General features: G+C 64.7%; 1 protein-coding gene. It reads right to left on the reverse strand.

Annotated elements, in window-relative coordinates; genetic code table 11:
* Positions 1–173 precede the first annotated feature (173 nt).
* Positions 174–19,085 (reverse strand): VCBS domain-containing protein, encoded by an 18,912-nt coding sequence (locus NOX35_RS16800; RefSeq protein WP_256494080.1) that lies wholly within the window; start codon positions 19,083–19,085, stop codon positions 174–176.
* Positions 19,086–19,194: the final 109 nt, after the last annotated feature.

Below are 19,194 nucleotides of genomic sequence, written 5' to 3' on the forward strand. Positions count from 1 at the left end.
TGTGATGACCGCTATGAATCTTGAAAGGTTGACGGGAACACAGTCAAGGTCCAATGCTCACAAATGTAACCAATCAAGCAAGCTCTTGAAACAACCTGCCGATCACAGCCGAGCGAAGAGGTAGAAGACTTGATATTTCAAGACTTCTACCTGACCTCGCCGGGGGCTGCTTATCAGCTGTGGTCGATCTTGAGCTTGCCTTGATCGATCAGCTCCTTGATCAAGGCGTTCTGATCCGCCGTGGTGGTCAACGAGTGCCCAGCGGTGAGATCCACTCCCTTGAACGTGATCAGTTGATCGTAGTTGGAGCCTGTAGCACCCAAATTTCCATCGGTGGAGACCTTGAGCACGGTATCTGCACCACTCTTGGAGAAGTTCAGGAACTTGGACAGATCCGTGCTGCTCTCCTCTCCTTGCAGCAGATCATGCAGGTCCAGCACATCATTGCCGTTGGTATCGGAGCCGCCCTTGCCAAAGTCGTTGATCACATCCTTGGCAGGAGCCGCAGCGGTTCCCTGATCGCCCTTGAGCCAGACAAAGATATCGTCGCCCGCTCCGCCGATCAGGATATCGTCGCCCTTGCCACCAATCAACGTGTCGTTGCCGGAGCCCCCATCCAATGTATCGTTGCCAGCGCCACCGTAAAGGATGTCATTGCCATCGTCACCGAACAGAGTGTCGTTGCCGCCCTGGCCGTAGATGATGTCGTTGCCGTTGCCGCCATGCAATTCGTCATTGCCGCCACGCGTATCGCCCTGCACGTCGAACATCTCATGGTTATCCAAGATGAACTTGTGCAGATCGGCGTCAGTGGGCTGCACGCCGTTCTTCAGGAGCAGGAACTGCTTGAGACCATCCAGGCCGGAGCCGTCTGCCAGATCGGCAGGCTTGTCAGGGTTGCCGTTGACGCCCCAAGGCAACTGATCCGTATTAATCGTGTCGCCGAACAGGATGTCTGTACCGTCGCCACCAAAGATCTTGTCGTTGCCGACTGGCGCCAACTCATTGGTCGAGCTGCCGCCGATAAGCGCGGATTCCAGTTCCGAGGGGTCTTGCACGACTTGGGACGCACCCGTGCGACCAGACGTGTAGGTCCGAATGTCATCGATATCAACACGGAATTGCCCGTTATTGCCGGATCCAGAGCTGTTGTCGTTGACCAAGAACGAAAAACGGTACTCGCCGGGGCCGTAGATCTGGCTAGTGGTGTCAGCCTGAGTACCCTTTTCGATGACCTGCCACTGGCCATCAATCTTTTGCATCAGTCGCCATTCAAAGGTGTCGCCCGCGCTCTGGTTCGCCAGCGAGGCCTTGAACGAGAACGATGCGCTTGACCCGCTAGCCACGACCATCCGATGTGCTTCCTGCATGGTCACGGTGACAGGTTGACCATCCACGCTGGTGTCCGTAATGCGCATCTTGTTGCTGCTATTCGTCACGGAACCCGTGCCGGTCTTAAGCCAAGCTGTAGCATCGTTCGCGCCAGTGTTGTTGTTGAAGTTGTAGAGCACAGATCCGCCGGACGAGAAGGTCGAGCCCGTGTTGTCGTACTTGTCCAACGTGGTCACGGATACGCCGTCGCCGATGCCGATGCCATGCACGTCGCTGATGCCGGCCAGCTTGGAGAACTCCGTGTCCCGGTTGTACCAGTAATCAGTGCTAGGCTCGCCGTCTGTCAGGAAGAATGTCAGATTCTTGTATGCATTGCCGTTGCTGTCCACCGTGGGCTGGCCGTCAAACCAGCCCTTGGCTTCATGGAACGCCTCGCCATATGGCGTGCCCCCTCCGGCCCGAAGGCCCAAGAGAATATCGACCATTTCGTCGACATTGTCGGGCGTCAAGCCCGAGATCGACTTTTGCAGCTGAGAGCTACTGCCCGCGAACGTGATCAGTGAGACGTTAACGGTGCCGTCATGGGTCGCCAGTTGGTTTTCCAGCAGCGACTTAAGGGCCTTCTTCGCAGTCTCCAGACGCGTTTCCTGACTGGAGCCAGTGCCCCAGTAATAGTCCATCGAACCAGAGAGATCCAGCACCAGTGCGATGTTATAGCTGGCGCCCGGCGTCACGTTCTTCAGCATACCGCCCTGGTCTCCCAACAACACGTCGTCGCCGGATCCACCCTTCACGGTTTCGTCACCGTTATTGCCAGTGGTGAACTGGTCAACATGCAGCGTAAACGTCTGACCGCTGGAGGTGTCCTGGCCGCCGTTGGCAGTACCGCCGGTGTCCTTGACCTGGAACTGGAAGGACGCGCCCGCGTTCTCGCCAACGTTCGAAGCGTTCGGTGTATACACCAGCTTGCCGCCGACCAGATCCGCCGCGCTGATCTCCTGGCCTTGTGTCACAGCCTGACCATTGAGGTACAACGTGCCTCCGGAAGGCAGGGAATCGATGATCACCGACTTCATCGAATGGCCTTCCACTGGATCCGAGAAGGCGAAGTCCTTCGTGCCGAACACGTAGTCCTTGCCCTCGGTCACGTGACCGAAGCCATCCTTGGACACAGGAGCGTCGTTCACCGCAAGGACATCGATGTCCAGCGAGGAAGACACCTGGCCCGTGCCGTCCGTCACGGTGTAGGTGATTTGCGGCACCACACCGTTCCAGTTGGCGTTCGGCGTAAAGACATAGCTTCCATCGGCGTTGATGAAGATCGAGCCGACACCCACGATGTTGGCCGTGGCGCCAGCGGCATACTTCGTGCCATTGATGGTGAATTCGGCGACGCTCAGTGCATCGTTGTCCCTGTCGCTGGCGCCGGTCAGTACGTTACCAGACACCGTGTGGTCTTCCAGGCCGTGGTTGGTCTGTGCCTGGATCACCGGCAGGTCATTGGTGCCGTTGATGGTGATGGTGATAGTGCTGGTGGCGGTGCCGTCAGCCGAGGCAACCGTGTAGGTTTCAACGATCGACTGGCCAGCCTTCAGGAACTGCACCGCGGCGTTGTCGACCTTGTAGGTGTAGGTGCCGTCGGGGTTGATGTCGATGGTGCCCAATTGGCCGCCAGTATGCGTGGAGCCGGTGAACTTGAGGCTGCCCGCATTGAAGGTCGACTCGCCGGTGTCGGTGTCGTTGATGGTGACGGCGCCGTTCACACTGAGCTTGCCGCCGGAGACACCCACGTCTTCGGTGACCGACTTGGCATCGTTCATCACCGTCGGCACGTCATTGGTGCCGTTGATGGTGATGGTGATAGTGCTGGTGGCGGTGCCGTCAGCCGAGGCAACCGTGTAGGTTTCAACGATCGACTGGCCGGCCTTCAGGAACTGCACCGCGGCATTGTCGACCTTGTAGATGTAGGTGCCATCGGGGTTGATCGTGATGTCGCCCAGCTGGCCACCGGCATGCGTGCTGCCGGTGAACTTGAGGCTGCCGGTATTGAAGGTGGACTCGCCGCTGTCAGCATCGCTGATGGTGACGGCGCCGTTCACGCTGAGCTTGCCGCCAGAGACACCCACGTCTTCGGTGACCGACTTCGCATCATTGGTCACCACGGGGATGTCGTTGGTGCCCTTGATCGTAATGGTCAGCACCGCCACGCTGGAGTCGCCATCAGCATCGGTAACGGTATACCGGATGGTTTCGGTCAGGAGCTGGTCCGCCTTCAAGGCTTGGACAGCGGACAGGCTGTTGTTGAGCTGATACGACCAGGTACCGTCGCCGTTGTCTACCAGCGTGCCGTACTTAGCATCGCCGGTGGTGATGACAACCGTGATGGCATCGGCGCCCTTGATGTCGTTGGCCACGACGTCGCCGCTCAGGGTATGGGCTGCGGCGTCTTCGGTGACGGTGCCGCCGTCATCGTCCTTGGCCACGGGGGCGGTGTCGATGATCTGGATGACCAGGTCGTTGCTGCTGGACTTGCCGGCCACGTCGGTGACGGTGACGGTGAAGAGGTCCTTGACGCTGTCGTCGCCGCCCTGGTGGTCGTCGGCGCCGCCGGTTTCCTGGTAGGTGTAGGTGATCTTGCCGGTGGCGGCGTCGTAGCCGCTGACGGTCAGGATGCCCTTGTCGGTGGTGATGACGACCGGGTTGGCAGCGCTGGCACCGGTGACGTCCTTGCCAGCGACGGTGACGCCGGCGATGCCGGCTTCGGCGCTGACGGTCACGGAGCCGGCGACGGTGTCGCCCGTGCCTTCGACCACGCTGTTGTGGGCGCTGGTGACCGAGCCGTCGGCGTCTTCGGGCGTGATGACCGGAGGACCATCGGTCTGGCCCTGGATGCTGAAGCTGAGGTTGGCGCTGGAGTGGTCGCCGTCGGCGTCGGCCACGGTGTAGTTCAGCGTGAAGTTCAGCTTGTCGCCGGCGTTCAGTGCCTGGACGGCCGGCTTGGAGTTGTCGAGCTTGAACTCCCAGCTGCCGTTGGCGTTGAGCGTGAGGGTGCCGTACTGCTCGATGGCCGCCTTCTGGACGTCGGTGACGTTCCAGGTGACGCCGGTGATGGCATCGGCGCCCTTGGTGTCGTTGGCCACGACGTCGCCGCTCAGGGTATGGGCTGCGGCGTCTTCGGTGACGGTGCCGCCGTCATCGTCCTTGGCCACGGGGGCGGTGTCGATGATCTGGATGACCAGGTCGTTGCTGCTGGACTTGCCGGCCACGTCGGTGACGGTGACGGTGAAGAGGTCCTTGACGCTGTCGTCGCCGCCCTGGTGGTCGTCGGCGCCGCCGGTTTCCTGGTAGGTGTAGGTGATCTTGCCGGTGGCGGCGTCGTAGCCGCTGACGGTCAGGATGCCCTTGTCGGTGGTGATGACGACCGGGTTGGCAGCGCTGGCACCGGTGACGTCCTTGCCAGCGACGGTGACGCCGGCGATGCCGGCTTCGGCGCTGACGGTCACGGAGCCGGCGACGGTGTCGCCCGTGCCTTCGACCACGCTGTTGTGGGCGCTGGTGACCGAGCCGTCGGCGTCTTCGGGCGTGATGACCGGAGGACCATCGGTCTGGCCCTGGATGCTGAAGCTGAGGTTGGCGCTGGAGTGGTCGCCGTCGGCGTCGGCCACGGTGTAGTTCAGCGTGAAGTTCAGCTTGTCGCCGGCGTTCAGTGCCTGGACGGCCGGCTTGGAGTTGTCGAGCTTGAACTCCCAGCTGCCGTTGGCGTTGAGCGTGAGGGTGCCGTACTGCTCGATGGCCGCCTTCTGGACGTCGGTGACGTTCCAGGTGACGCCGGTGATGGCATCGGCGCCCTTGGTGTCGTTGGCCACGACGTCGCCGCTCAGGGTATGGGCTGCGGCGTCTTCGGTGACGGTGCCGCCGTCATCGTCCTTGGCCACGGGGGCGGTGTCGATGATCTGGATGACCAGGTCGTTGCTGCTGGACTTGCCGGCCACGTCGGTGACGGTGACGGTGAAGAGGTCCTTGACGCTGTCGTCGCCGCCCTGGTGGTCGTCGGCGCCGCCGGTTTCCTGGTAGGTGTAGGTGATCTTGCCGGTGGCGGCGTCGTAGCCGCTGACGGTCAGGATGCCCTTGTCGGTGGTGATGACGACCGGGTTGGCAGCGCTGGCACCGGTGACGTCCTTGCCAGCGACGGTGACGCCGGCGATGCCGGCTTCGGCGCTGACGGTCACGGAGCCGGCGACGGTGTCGCCCGTGCCTTCGACCACGCTGTTGTGGGCGCTGGTGACCGAGCCGTCGGCGTCTTCGGGCGTGATGACCGGAGGACCATCGGTCTGGCCCTGGATGCTGAAGCTGAGGTTGGCGCTGGAGTGGTCGCCGTCGGCGTCGGCCACGGTGTAGTTCAGCGTGAAGTTCAGCTTGTCGCCGGCGTTCAGTGCCTGGACGGCCGGCTTGGAGTTGTCGAGCTTGAACTCCCAGCTGCCGTTGGCGTTGAGCGTGAGGGTGCCGTACTGCTCGATGGCCGCCTTCTGGACGTCGGTGACGTTCCAGGTGACGCCGGTGATGGCATCGGCGCCCTTGGTGTCGTTGGCCACGACGTCGCCGCTCAGGGTATGGGCTGCGGCGTCTTCGGTGACGGTGCCGCCGTCATCGTCCTTGGCCACGGGGGCGGTGTCGATGATCTGGATGACCAGGTCGTTGCTGCTGGACTTGCCGGCCACGTCGGTGACGGTGACGGTGAAGAGGTCCTTGACGCTGTCGTCGCCGCCCTGGTGGTCGTCGGCGCCGCCGGTTTCCTGGTAGGTGTAGGTGATCTTGCCGGTGGCGGCGTCGTAGCCGCTGACGGTCAGGATGCCCTTGTCGGTGGTGATGACGACCGGGTTGGCAGCGCTGGCACCGGTGACGTCCTTGCCAGCGACGGTGACGCCGGCGATGCCGGCTTCGGCGCTGACGGTCACGGAGCCGGCGACGGTGTCGCCCGTGCCTTCGACCACGCTGTTGTGGGCGCTGGTGACCGAGCCGTCGGCGTCTTCGGGCGTGATGACCGGAGGACCATCGGTCTGGCCCTGGATGCTGAAGCTGAGGTTGGCGCTGGAGTGGTCGCCGTCGGCGTCGGCCACGGTGTAGTTCAGCGTGAAGTTCAGCTTGTCGCCGGCGTTCAGTGCCTGGACGGCCGGCTTGGAGTTGTCGAGCTTGAACTCCCAGCTGCCGTTGGCGTTGAGCGTGAGGGTGCCGTACTGCTCGATGGCCGCCTTCTGGACGTCGGTGACGTTCCAGGTGACGCCGGTGATGGCATCGGCGCCCTTGGTGTCGTTGGCCACGACGTCGCCGCTCAGGGTATGGGCTGCGGCGTCTTCGGTGACGGTGCCGCCGTCATCGTCCTTGGCCACGGGGGCGGTGTCGATGATCTGGATGACCAGGTCGTTGCTGCTGGACTTGCCGGCCACGTCGGTGACGGTGACGGTGAAGAGGTCCTTGACGCTGTCGTCGCCGCCCTGGTGGTCGTCGGCGCCGCCGGTTTCCTGGTAGGTGTAGGTGATCTTGCCGGTGGCGGCGTCGTAGCCGCTGACGGTCAGGATGCCCTTGTCGGTGGTGATGACGACCGGGTTGGCAGCGCTGGCACCGGTGACGTCCTTGCCAGCGACGGTGACGCCGGCGATGCCGGCTTCGGCGCTGACGGTCACGGAGCCGGCGACGGTGTCGCCCGTGCCTTCGACCACGCTGTTGTGGGCGCTGGTGACCGAGCCGTCGGCGTCTTCGGGCGTGATGACCGGAGGACCATCGGTCTGGCCCTGGATGCTGAAGCTGAGGTTGGCGCTGGAGTGGTCGCCGTCGGCGTCGGCCACGGTGTAGTTCAGCGTGAAGTTCAGCTTGTCGCCGGCGTTCAGTGCCTGGACGGCCGGCTTGGAGTTGTCGAGCTTGAACTCCCAGCTGCCGTTGGCGTTGAGCGTGAGGGTGCCGTACTGCTCGATGGCCGCCTTCTGGACGTCGGTGACGTTCCAGGTGACGCCGGTGATGGCATCGGCGCCCTTGGTGTCGTTGGCCACGACGTCGCCGCTCAGGGTATGGGCTGCGGCGTCTTCGGTGACGGTGCCGCCGTCATCGTCCTTGGCCACGGGGGCGGTGTCGATGATCTGGATGACCAGGTCGTTGCTGCTGGACTTGCCGGCCACGTCGGTGACGGTGACGGTGAAGAGGTCCTTGACGCTGTCGTCGCCGCCCTGGTGGTCGTCGGCGCCGCCGGTTTCCTGGTAGGTGTAGGTGATCTTGCCGGTGGCGGCGTCGTAGCCGCTGACGGTCAGGATGCCCTTGTCGGTGGTGATGACGACCGGGTTGGCAGCGCTGGCACCGGTGACGTCCTTGCCAGCGACGGTGACGCCGGCGATGCCGGCTTCGGCGCTGACGGTCACGGAGCCGGCGACGGTGTCGCCCGTGCCTTCGACCACGCTGTTGTGGGCGCTGGTGACCGAGCCGTCGGCGTCTTCGGGCGTGATGACCGGAGGACCATCGGTCTGGCCCTGGATGCTGAAGCTGAGGTTGGCGCTGGAGTGGTCGCCGTCGGCGTCGGCCACGGTGTAGTTCAGCGTGAAGTTCAGCTTGTCGCCGGCGTTCAGTGCCTGGACGGCCGGCTTGGAGTTGTCGAGCTTGAACTCCCAGCTGCCGTTGGCGTTGAGCGTGAGGGTGCCGTACTGCTCGATGGCCGCCTTCTGGACGTCGGTGACGTTCCAGGTGACGCCGGTGATGGCATCGGCGCCCTTGGTGTCGTTGGCCACGACGTCGCCGCTCAGGGTATGGGCTGCGGCGTCTTCGGTGACGGTGCCGCCGTCATCGTCCTTGGCCACGGGGGCGGTGTCGATGATCTGGATGACCAGGTCGTTGCTGCTGGACTTGCCGGCCACGTCGGTGACGGTGACGGTGAAGAGGTCCTTGACGCTGTCGTCGCCGCCCTGGTGGTCGTCGGCGCCGCCGGTTTCCTGGTAGGTGTAGGTGATCTTGCCGGTGGCGGCGTCGTAGCCGCTGACGGTCAGGATGCCCTTGTCGGTGGTGATGACGACCGGGTTGGCAGCGCTGGCACCGGTGACGTCCTTGCCAGCGACGGTGACGCCGGCGATGCCGGCTTCGGCGCTGACGGTCACGGAGCCGGCGACGGTGTCGCCCGTGCCTTCGACCACGCTGTTGTGGGCGCTGGTGACCGAGCCGTCGGCGTCTTCAGGCGTGATGACCGGAGGACCATCGGTCTGGCCCTGGATGCTGAAGCTGAGGTTGGCGCTGGAGTGGTCGCCGTCGGCGTCGGCCACGGTGTAGTTCAGCGTGAAGTTCAGCTTGTCGCCGGCGTTCAGTGCCTGGACGGCCGGCTTGGAGTTGTCGAGCTTGAACTCCCAGCTGCCGTTGGCGTTGAGCGTGAGGGTGCCGTACTGCTCGATGGCCGCCTTCTGGACGTCGGTGACGTTCCAGGTGACGCCGGTGATGGCATCGGCGCCCTTGGTGTCGTTGGCCACGACGTCGCCGCTCAGGGTATGGGCTGCGGCGTCTTCGGTGACGGTGCCGCCGTCATCGTCCTTGGCCACGGGGGCGGTGTCGATGATCTGGATGACCAGGTCGTTGCTGCTGGACTTGCCGGCCACGTCGGTGACGGTGACGGTGAAGAGGTCCTTGACGCTGTCGTCGCCGCCCTGGTGGTCGTCGGCGCCGCCGGTTTCCTGGTAGGTGTAGGTGATCTTGCCGCTGGCGGCGTCGTAGCCGCTGACGGTCAGGATGCCCTTGTCGGTGGTGATGACGACCGGGTTGGCGGCGCTGGCACCGGTGACGTCCTTGCCAGCGACGGTGACGCCGGCGATGCCGGCTTCGGCGCTGACGGTCACGGAGCCGGCGACGGTGTCGCCCGTGCCTTCGACCACGCTGTTGTGGGCGCTGGTGACCGAGCCGTCGGCGTCTTCGGGCGTGATGACCGGAGGACCATCGGTCTGGCCCTGGATGCTGAAGCTGAGGTTGGCGCTGGAGTGGTCGCCGTCGGCGTCGGCCACGGTGTAGTTCAGCGTGAAGTTCAGCTTGTCGCCGGCGTTCAGTGCCTGGACGGCCGGCTTGGAGTTGTCGAGCTTGAACTCCCAGCTGCCGTTGGCGTTGAGCGTGAGGGTGCCGTACTGCTCGATGGCCGCCTTCTGGACGTCGGTGACGTTCCAGGTGACGCCGGTGATGGCATCGGCGCCCTTGGTGTCGTTGGCCACGACGTCGCCGCTCAGGGTATGGGCTGCGGCGTCTTCGGTGACGGTGCCGCCGTCATCGTCCTTGGCCACGGGGGCGGTGTCGATGATCTGGATGACCAGGTCGTTGCTGCTGGACTTGCCGGCCACGTCGGTGACGGTGACGGTGAAGAGGTCCTTGACGCTGTCGTCGCCGCCCTGGTGGTCGTCGGCGCCGCCGGTTTCCTGGTAGGTGTAGGTGATCTTGCCGGTGGCGGCGTCGTAGCCGCTGACGGTCAGGATGCCCTTGTCGGTGGTGATGACGACCGGGTTGGCAGCGCTGGCACCGGTGACGTCCTTGCCAGCGACGGTGACGCCGGCGATGCCGGCTTCGGCGCTGACGGTCACGGAGCCGGCGACGGTGTCGCCCGTGCCTTCGACCACGCTGTTGTGGGCGCTGGTGACCGAGCCGTCGGCGTCTTCGGGCGTGATGACCGGAGGACCATCGGTCTGGCCCTGGATGCTGAAGCTGAGGTTGGCGCTGGAGTGGTCGCCGTCGGCGTCGGCCACGGTGTAGTTCAGCGTGAAGTTCAGCTTGTCGCCGGCGTTCAGTGCCTGGACGGCCGGCTTGGAGTTGTCGAGCTTGAACTCCCAGCTGCCGTTGGCGTTGAGCGTGAGGGTGCCGTACTGCTCGATGGCCGCCTTCTGGACGTCGGTGACGTTCCAGGTGACGCCGGTGATGGCATCGGCGCCCTTGGTGTCGTTGGCCACGACGTCGCCGCTCAGGGTATGGGCTGCGGCGTCTTCGGTGACGGTGCCGCCGTCATCGTCCTTGGCCACGGGGGCGGTGTCGATGATCTGGATGACCAGGTCGTTGCTGCTGGACTTGCCGGCCACGTCGGTGACGGTGACGGTGAAGAGGTCCTTGACGCTGTCGTCGCCGCCCTGGTGGTCGTCGGCGCCGCCGGTTTCCTGGTAGGTGTAGGTGATCTTGCCGGTGGCGGCGTCGTAGCCGCTGACGGTCAGGATGCCCTTGTCGGTGGTGATGACGACCGGGTTGGCAGCGCTGGCACCGGTGACGTCCTTGCCAGCGACGGTGACGCCGGCGATGCCGGCTTCGGCGCTGACGGTCACGGAGCCGGCGACGGTGTCGCCCGTGCCTTCGACCACGCTGTTGTGGGCGCTGGTGACCGAGCCGTCGGCGTCTTCGGGCGTGATGACCGGAGGACCATCGGTCTGGCCCTGGATGCTGAAGCTGAGGTTGGCGCTGGAGTGGTCGCCGTCGGCGTCGGCCACGGTGTAGTTCAGCGTGAAGTTCAGCTTGTCGCCGGCGTTCAGTGCCTGGACGGCCGGCTTGGAGTTGTCGAGCTTGAACTCCCAGCTGCCGTTGGCGTTGAGCGTGAGGGTGCCGTACTGCTCGATGGCCGCCTTCTGGACGTCGGTGACGTTCCAGGTGACGCCGGTGATGGCATCGGCGCCCTTGGTGTCGTTGGCCACGACGTCGCCGCTCAGGGTATGGGCTGCGGCGTCTTCGGTGACGGTGCCGCCGTCATCGTCCTTGGCCACGGGGGCGGTGTCGATGATCTGGATGACCAGGTCGTTGCTGCTGGACTTGCCGGCCACGTCGGTGACGGTGACGGTGAAGAGGTCCTTGACGCTGTCGTCGCCGCCCTGGTGGTCGTCGGCGCCGCCGGTTTCCTGGTAGGTGTAGGTGATCTTGCCGGTGGCGGCGTCGTAGCCGCTGACGGTCAGGATGCCCTTGTCGGTGGTGATGACGACCGGGTTGGCAGCGCTGGCACCGGTGACGTCCTTGCCAGCGACGGTGACGCCGGCGATGCCGGCTTCGGCGCTGACGGTCACGGAGCCGGCGACGGTGTCGCCCGTGCCTTCGACCACGCTGTTGTGGGCGCTGGTGACCGAGCCGTCGGCGTCTTCGGGCGTGATGACCGGAGGACCATCGGTCTGGCCCTGGATGCTGAAGCTGAGGTTGGCGCTGGAGTGGTCGCCGTCGGCGTCGGCCACGGTGTAGTTCAGCGTGAAGTTCAGCTTGTCGCCGGCGTTCAGTGCCTGGACGGCCGGCTTGGAGTTGTCGAGCTTGAACTCCCAGCTGCCGTTGGCGTTGAGCGTGAGGGTGCCGTACTGCTCGATGGCCGCCTTCTGGACGTCGGTGACGTTCCAGGTGACGCCGGTGATGGCATCGGCGCCCTTGGTGTCGTTGGCCACGACGTCGCCGCTCAGGGTATGGGCTGCGGCGTCTTCGGTGACGGTGCCGCCGTCATCGTCCTTGGCCACGGGGGCGGTGTCGATGATCTGGATGACCAGGTCGTTGCTGCTGGACTTGCCGGCCACGTCGGTGACGGTGACGGTGAAGAGGTCCTTGACGCTGTCGTCGCCGCCCTGGTGGTCGTCGGCGCCGCCGGTTTCCTGGTAGGTGTAGGTGATCTTGCCGGTGGCGGCGTCGTAGCCGCTGACGGTCAGGATGCCCTTGTCGGTGGTGATGACGACCGGGTTGGCAGCGCTGGCACCGGTGACGTCCTTGCCAGCGACGGTGACGCCGGCGATGCCGGCTTCGGCGCTGACGGTCACGGAGCCGGCGACGGTGTCGCCCGTGCCTTCGACCACGCTGTTGTGGGCGCTGGTGACCGAGCCGTCGGCGTCTTCGGGCGTGATGACCGGAGGACCATCGGTCTGGCCCTGGATGCTGAAGCTGAGGTTGGCGCTGGAGTGGTCGCCGTCGGCGTCGGCCACGGTGTAGTTCAGCGTGAAGTTCAGCTTGTCGCCGGCGTTCAGTGCCTGGACGGCCGGCTTGGAGTTGTCGAGCTTGAACTCCCAGCTGCCGTTGGCGTTGAGCGTGAGGGTGCCGTACTGCTCGATGGCCGCCTTCTGGACGTCGGTGACGTTCCAGGTGACGCCGGTGATGGCATCGGCGCCCTTGGTGTCGTTGGCCACGACGTCGCCGCTCAGGGTATGGGCTGCGGCGTCTTCGGTGACGGTGCCGCCGTCATCGTCCTTGGCCACGGGGGCGGTGTCGATGATCTGGATGACCAGGTCGTTGCTGCTGGACTTGCCGGCCACGTCGGTGACGGTGACGGTGAAGAGGTCCTTGACGCTGTCGTCGCCGCCCTGGTGGTCGTCGGCGCCGCCGGTTTCCTGGTAGGTGTAGGTGATCTTGCCGGTGGCGGCGTCGTAGCCGCTGACGGTCAGGATGCCCTTGTCGGTGGTGATGACGACCGGGTTGGCAGCGCTGGCACCGGTGACGTCCTTGCCAGCGACGGTGACGCCGGCGATGCCGGCTTCGGCGCTGACGGTCACGGAGCCGGCGACGGTGTCGCCCGTGCCTTCGACCACGCTGTTGTGGGCGCTGGTGACCGAGCCGTCGGCGTCTTCGGGCGTGATGACCGGAGGACCATCGGTCTGGCCCTGGATGCTGAAGCTGAGGTTGGCGCTGGAGTGGTCGCCGTCGGCGTCGGCCACGGTGTAGTTCAGCGTGAAGTTCAGCTTGTCGCCGGCGTTCAGTGCCTGGACGGCCGGCTTGGAGTTGTCGAGCTTGAACTCCCAGCTGCCGTTGGCGTTGAGCGTGAGGGTGCCGTACTGCTCGATGGCCGCCTTCTGGACGTCGGTGACGTTCCAGGTGACGCCGGTGATGGCATCGGCGCCCTTGGTGTCGTTGGCCACGACGTCGCCGCTCAGGGTATGGGCTGCGGCGTCTTCGGTGACGGTGCCGCCGTCATCGTCCTTGGCCACGGGGGCGGTGTCGATGATCTGGATGACCAGGTCGTTGCTGCTGGACTTGCCGGCCACGTCGGTGACGGTGACGGTGAAGAGGTCCTTGACGCTGTCGTCGCCGCCCTGGTGGTCGTCGGCGCCGCCGGTTTCCTGGTAGGTGTAGGTGATCTTGCCGGTGGCGGCGTCGTAGCCGCTGACGGTCAGGATGCCCTTGTCGGTGGTGATGACGACCGGGTTGGCAGCGCTGGCACCGGTGACGTCCTTGCCAGCGACGGTGACGCCGGCGATGCCGGCTTCGGCGCTGACGGTCACGGAGCCGGCGACGGTGTCGCCCGTGCCTTCGACCACGCTGTTGTGGGCGCTGGTGACCGAGCCGTCGGCGTCTTCGGGCGTGATGACCGGAGGACCATCGGTCTGGCCCTGGATGCTGAAGCTGAGGTTGGCGCTGGAGTGGTCGCCGTCGGCGTCGGCCACGGTGTAGTTCAGCGTGAAGTTCAGCTTGTCGCCGGCGTTCAGTGCCTGGACGGCCGGCTTGGAGTTGTCGAGCTTGAACTCCCAGCTGCCGTTGGCGTTGAGCGTGAGGGTGCCGTACTGCTCGATGGCCGCCTTCTGGACGTCGGTGACGTTCCAGGTGACGCCGGTGATGGCATCGGCGCCCTTGGTGTCGTTGGCCACGACGTCGCCGCTCAGGGTATGGGCTGCGGCGTCTTCGGTGACGGTGCCGCCGTCATCGTCCTTGGCCACGGGGGCGGTGTCGATGATCTGGATGACCAGGTCGTTGCTGCTGGACTTGCCGGCCACGTCGGTGACGGTGACGGTGAAGAGGTCCTTGACGCTGTCGTCGCCGCCCTGGTGGTCGTCGGCGCCGCCGGTTTCCTGGTAGGTGTAGGTGATCTTGCCGGTGGCGGCGTCGTAGCCGCTGACGGTCAGGATGCCCTTGTCGGTGGTGATGACGACCGGGTTGGCAGCGCTGGCACCGGTGACGTCCTTGCCAGCGACGGTGACGCCGGCGATGCCGGCTTCGGCGCTGACGGTCACGGAGCCGGCGACGGTGTCGCCCGTGCCTTCGACCACGCTGTTGTGGGCGCTGGTGACCGAGCCGTCGGCGTCTTCGGGCGTGATGACCGGAGGACCATCGGTCTGGCCCTGGATGCTGAAGCTGAGGTTGGCGCTGGAGTGGTCGCCGTCGGCGTCGGCCACGGTGTAGTTCAGCGTGAAGTTCAGCTTGTCGCCGGCGTTCAGTGCCTGGACGGCCGGCTTGGAGTTGTCGAGCTTGAACTCCCAGCTGCCGTTGGCGTTGAGCGTGAGGGTGCCGTACTGCTCGATGGCCGCCTTCTGGACGTCGGTGACGTTCCAGGTGACGCCGGTGATGGCATCGGCGCCCTTGGTGTCGTTGGCCACGACGTCGCCGCTCAGGGTATGGGCTGCGGCGTCTTCGGTGACGGTGCCGCCGTCATCGTCCTTGGCCACGGGGGCGGTGTCGATGATCTGGATGACCAGGTCGTTGCTGCTGGACTTGCCGGCCACGTCGGTGACGGTGACGGTGAAGAGGTCCTTGACGCTGTCGTCGCCGCCCTGGTGGTCGTCGGCGCCGCCGGTTTCCTGGTAGGTGTAGGTGATCTTGCCGGTGGCGGCGTCGTAGCCGCTGACGGTCAGGATGCCCTTGTCGGTGGTGATGACGACCGGGTTGGCAGCGCTGGCACCGGTGACGTCCTTGCCAGCGACGGTGACGCCGGCGATGCCGGCTTCGGCGCTGACGGTCACGGAGCCGGCGACGGTGTCGCCCGTGCCTTCGACCACGCTGTTGTGGGCGCTGGTGACCGAGCCGTCGGCGTCTTCGGGCGTGATGACCGGAGGACCATCGGTCTGGCCCTGGATGCTGAAGCTGAGGTTGGCGCTGGAGTGGTCGCCGTCGGCGTCGGCCACGGTGTAGTTCAGCGTGAAGTTCAGCTTGTCGCCGGCGTTCAGTGCCTGGACGGCCGGCTTGGAGTTGTCGAGCTTGAACTCCCAGCTGCCGTTGGCGTTGAGCGTGAGGGTGCCGTACTGCTCGATGGCCGCCTTCTGGACGTCGGTGACGTTCCAGGTGACGCCGGTGATGGCATCGGCGCCCTTGGTGTCGTTGGCCACGACGTCGCCGCTCAGGGTATGGGCTGCGGCGTCTTCGGTGACGGTGCCGCCGTCATCGTCCTTGGCCACGGGGGCGGTGTCGATGATCTGGATGACCAGGTCGTTGCTGCTGGACTTGCCGGCCACGTCGGTGACGGTGACGGTGAAGAGGTCCTTGACGCTGTCGTCGCCGCCCTGGTGGTCGTCGGCGCCGCCGGTTTCCTGGTAGGTGTAGGTGATCTTGCCGGTGGCGGCGTCGTAGCCGCTGACGGTCAGGATGCCCTTGTCGGTGGTGATGACGACCGGGTTGGCAGCGCTGGCACCGGTGACGTCCTTGCCAGCGACGGTGACGCCGGCGATGCCGGCTTCGGCGCTGACGGTCACGGAGCCGGCGACGGTGTCGCCCGTGCCTTCGACCACGCTGTTGTGGGCGCTGGTGACCGAGCCGTCGGCGTCTTCGGGCGTGATGACCGGAGGACCATCGGTCTGGCCCTGGATGCTGAAGCTGAGGTTGGCGCTGGAGTGGTCGCCGTCGGCGTCGGCCACGGTGTAGTTCAGCGTGAAGTTCAGCTTGTCGCCGGCGTTCAGTGCCTGGACGGCCGGCTTGGAGTTGTCGAGCTTGAACTCCCAGCTGCCGTTGGCGTTGAGCGTGAGGGTGCCGTACTGCTCGATGGCCGCCTTCTGGACGTCGGTGACGTTCCAGGTGACGCCGGTGATGGCATCGGCGCCCTTGGTGTCGTTGGCCACGACGTCGCCGCTCAGGGTATGGGCTGCGGCGTCTTCGGTGACGGTGCCGCCGTCATCGTCCTTGGCCACGGGGGCGGTGTCGATGATCTGGATGACCAGGTCGTTGCTGCTGGACTTGCCGGCCACGTCGGTGACGGTGACGGTGAAGAGGTCCTTGACGCTGTCGTCGCCGCCCTGGTGGTCGTCGGCGCCGCCGGTTTCCTGGTAGGTGTAGGTGATCTTGCCGGTGGCGGCGTCGTAGCCGCTGACGGTCAGGATGCCCTTGTCGGTGGTGATGACGACCGGGTTGGCAGCGCTGGCACCGGTGACGTCCTTGCCAGCGACGGTGACGCCGGCGATGCCGGCTTCGGCGCTGACGGTCACGGAGCCGGCGACGGTGTCGCCCGTGCCTTCGACCACGCTGTTGTGGGCGCTGGTGACCGAGCCGTCGGCGTCTTCGGGCGTGATGACCGGAGGACCATCGGTCTGGCCCTGGATGCTGAAGCTGAGGTTGGCGCTGGAGTGGTCGCCGTCGGCGTCGGCCACGGTGTAGTTCAGCGTGAAGTTCAGCTTGTCGCCGGCGTTCAGTGCCTGGACGGCCGGCTTGGAGTTGTCGAGCTTGAACTCCCAGCTGCCGTTGGCGTTGAGCGTGAGGGTGCCGTACTGCTCGATGGCCGCCTTCTGGACGTCGGTGACGTTCCAGGTGACGCCGGTGATGGCATCGGCGCCCTTGGTGTCGTTGGCCACGACGTCGCCGCTCAGGGTATGGGCTGCGGCGTCTTCGGTGACGGTGCCGCCGTCATCGTCCTTGGCCACGGGGGCGGTGTCGATGATCTGGATGACCAGGTCGTTGCTGCTGGACTTGCCGGCCACGTCGGTGACGGTGACGGTGAAGAGGTCCTTGACGCTGTCGTCGCCGCCCTGGTGGTCGTCGGCGCCGCCGGTTTCCTGGTAGGTGTAGGTGATCTTGCCGGTGGCGGCGTCGTAGCCGCTGACGGTCAGGATGCCCTTGTCGGTGGTGATGACGACCGGGTTGGCGGCGCTGGCACCGGTGACGTCCTTGCCAGCGACGGTGACGCCGGCGATGCCGGCTTCGGCGCTGACGGTCACGGAGCCGGTGACGGTGTCGCCCGTGCCTTCGACCACGCTGTTGTGGGCGCTGGTGACCGAGCCGTCGCTGTCCTCGGGCGTGATGACCGGGGGCGCATCGGTCTGGCCGTTGATGGTGACGGTCAACGTGGCAGTACTGGTACCGCCTTCACTGTCCGTGACGGTATAGGTGATCGAGCTGGTTGCCGTCTGACCGGTAGCTAGGTACTGGAAGGCATTGCCGGGGTTGAACGAGTACGAACCGTCGGCATTCAGGATGAACGTACCACCGTTGGAGCCAGCCGTCGGCGTGCCCACGCTGGCGGTGGCACCATTGACCTGCGAGACAGTCAGGATGTCGCCATCCGGGTCGACGTCATTGACCAGGACGCCGTTCTGAGCATCGACGTTGAGCGTGGTGTCCTCGTCCGTGGTACCAGTATCGTCGGCTGCAGAGGGGGCCGGGTTGCTAACATCCCAGTTGAAATTCTGGGAGGTCGTAGCGCCGGACGGGTCGGTCGCAGTCACAGTGACCGTGTAGACACCGTTGTTACCGCCCTGCGAAGCGGAATGATCGATGCTGCCAGTGATTAGGCCGGTGTTCGGATCGATGCTCAGGCCGGGCGGCAAGCCGGTCGCAGTATAGGTAAGCTTATCGCTGGTGTCAGGGTCCGAGAAATGGCCGGATACGTCATAGCTAACACCGGTTTGAGCATCGATGCCCGAAGTGTTGGAGATGGAAGTGGAAACCGGACCATCGTTGGTACCAGTGACGGTGACGGTGATGGTCTGAGTCGCTGTACCGCCGTGACCGTCGTCGACGGTGACGGTGATGGTATCGGTGACCTTCTGACCTTCCGCCAGGGCCTGGACCTTGGGATCCTCGTTGTTCAGCACATAGGTCCACTCGCCGTTCTGGCCAACCGAGAAGCTGCCGTACTGGCCCTTACCCTCGTTGCTGACGCTCCAGCTGTGGGTATCGGTGATGTCGACATCGGCCACGTCGAGCTTGCCGGTAACCACCGACACGCCGTCTTCGGCCAAAGCCCCATCGGCCTTGCCGGTGAGGACGGGATTATCATTGGTGCCAACGATGGTGACAGTCAATGTCGCGGAAGAACTGGAGCCGTCTTTATCGACCAGGGTATACGTAAAAGTTTCGACCAGGGTCTCACCCACACCCAATGCCTGCACAACATTCAAGCTGCTATCAAGCTGATAGCTATAGCTGCCATCGGAGTTGAGGGTAATCTTGCCGTACTGCCCTTGATCTGCGCCGACCAGAACAACTCGATGCTCTGTCAGGGTCCCTTCACCCAATCTGTCGTTGGCGAGCACATTGCCTTGCAAGGCAGATACGGCATCTTCGAAGATCGCACCCGAATCAGCACTGGCCTGGGGAATGCTTGTGGCAGGCTGAATCGGCGTAACTTGATCTGTGTTGTCCGCCAAAGCGCTCACCCCACTAAAAAGTGGAAGTACGGTAGTCGCTGGTACAGAACGTCCATACTCCAGCGCCAGCGGCGACACTGCCTCGATGATGCTGGAAAGGCGCACAAAAGTGCTGCCACCCTCGCTGCCGCCAGACAATGTGGCCGCCGTGGGATCCAGCTCATCGAACGGATCCTGGCCGGCGTTGATGGCCGCAATGATCTGGTCAATCTGCGCATTCGCGGGGCTCGCCACAGTCGCCTCTTCCACTGTGGGCGGCTGGATCAGGTCCGCAGTGAGATGCACATCCTGGTTCTCGCCCACCATCAGCGGTGGCTGACCATCCGCCTGCAACTGCACGGTGCTCCCGGAAGCCGTCACTATCTCGGCGTCAGCGGGGATGCGCATGCCTTCACGGAGCACCGTCAGATTGCCATCAGAACCACGCATCCAAGCCTGGCCAGTGAGTTTGGTAACGAGAACGGTTTGAGCTGCCATGAGGGTCTGCCTATCCAGTCAGATTAAAAAGTGAAGGTGCACAAAGAGGCACCTCTCCAATATTTCAGCTGACATGGTAGGACCCAAGGCCCCACTGCACTATTGGCGC

This window comes from Comamonas sp. C11 (assembly GCF_024496285.1).
Lineage (GTDB): Bacteria > Pseudomonadota > Gammaproteobacteria > Burkholderiales > Burkholderiaceae_C > Comamonas > Comamonas testosteroni_F.

Coding starts and splice junctions, on each gene's coding strand:
- NOX35_RS16800 (WP_256494080.1), bottom strand. CDS start 19,085: ATGGCAGCTCAAACCGTTCTCGTTACCAAACTCACTGGCCAGGCTTGG.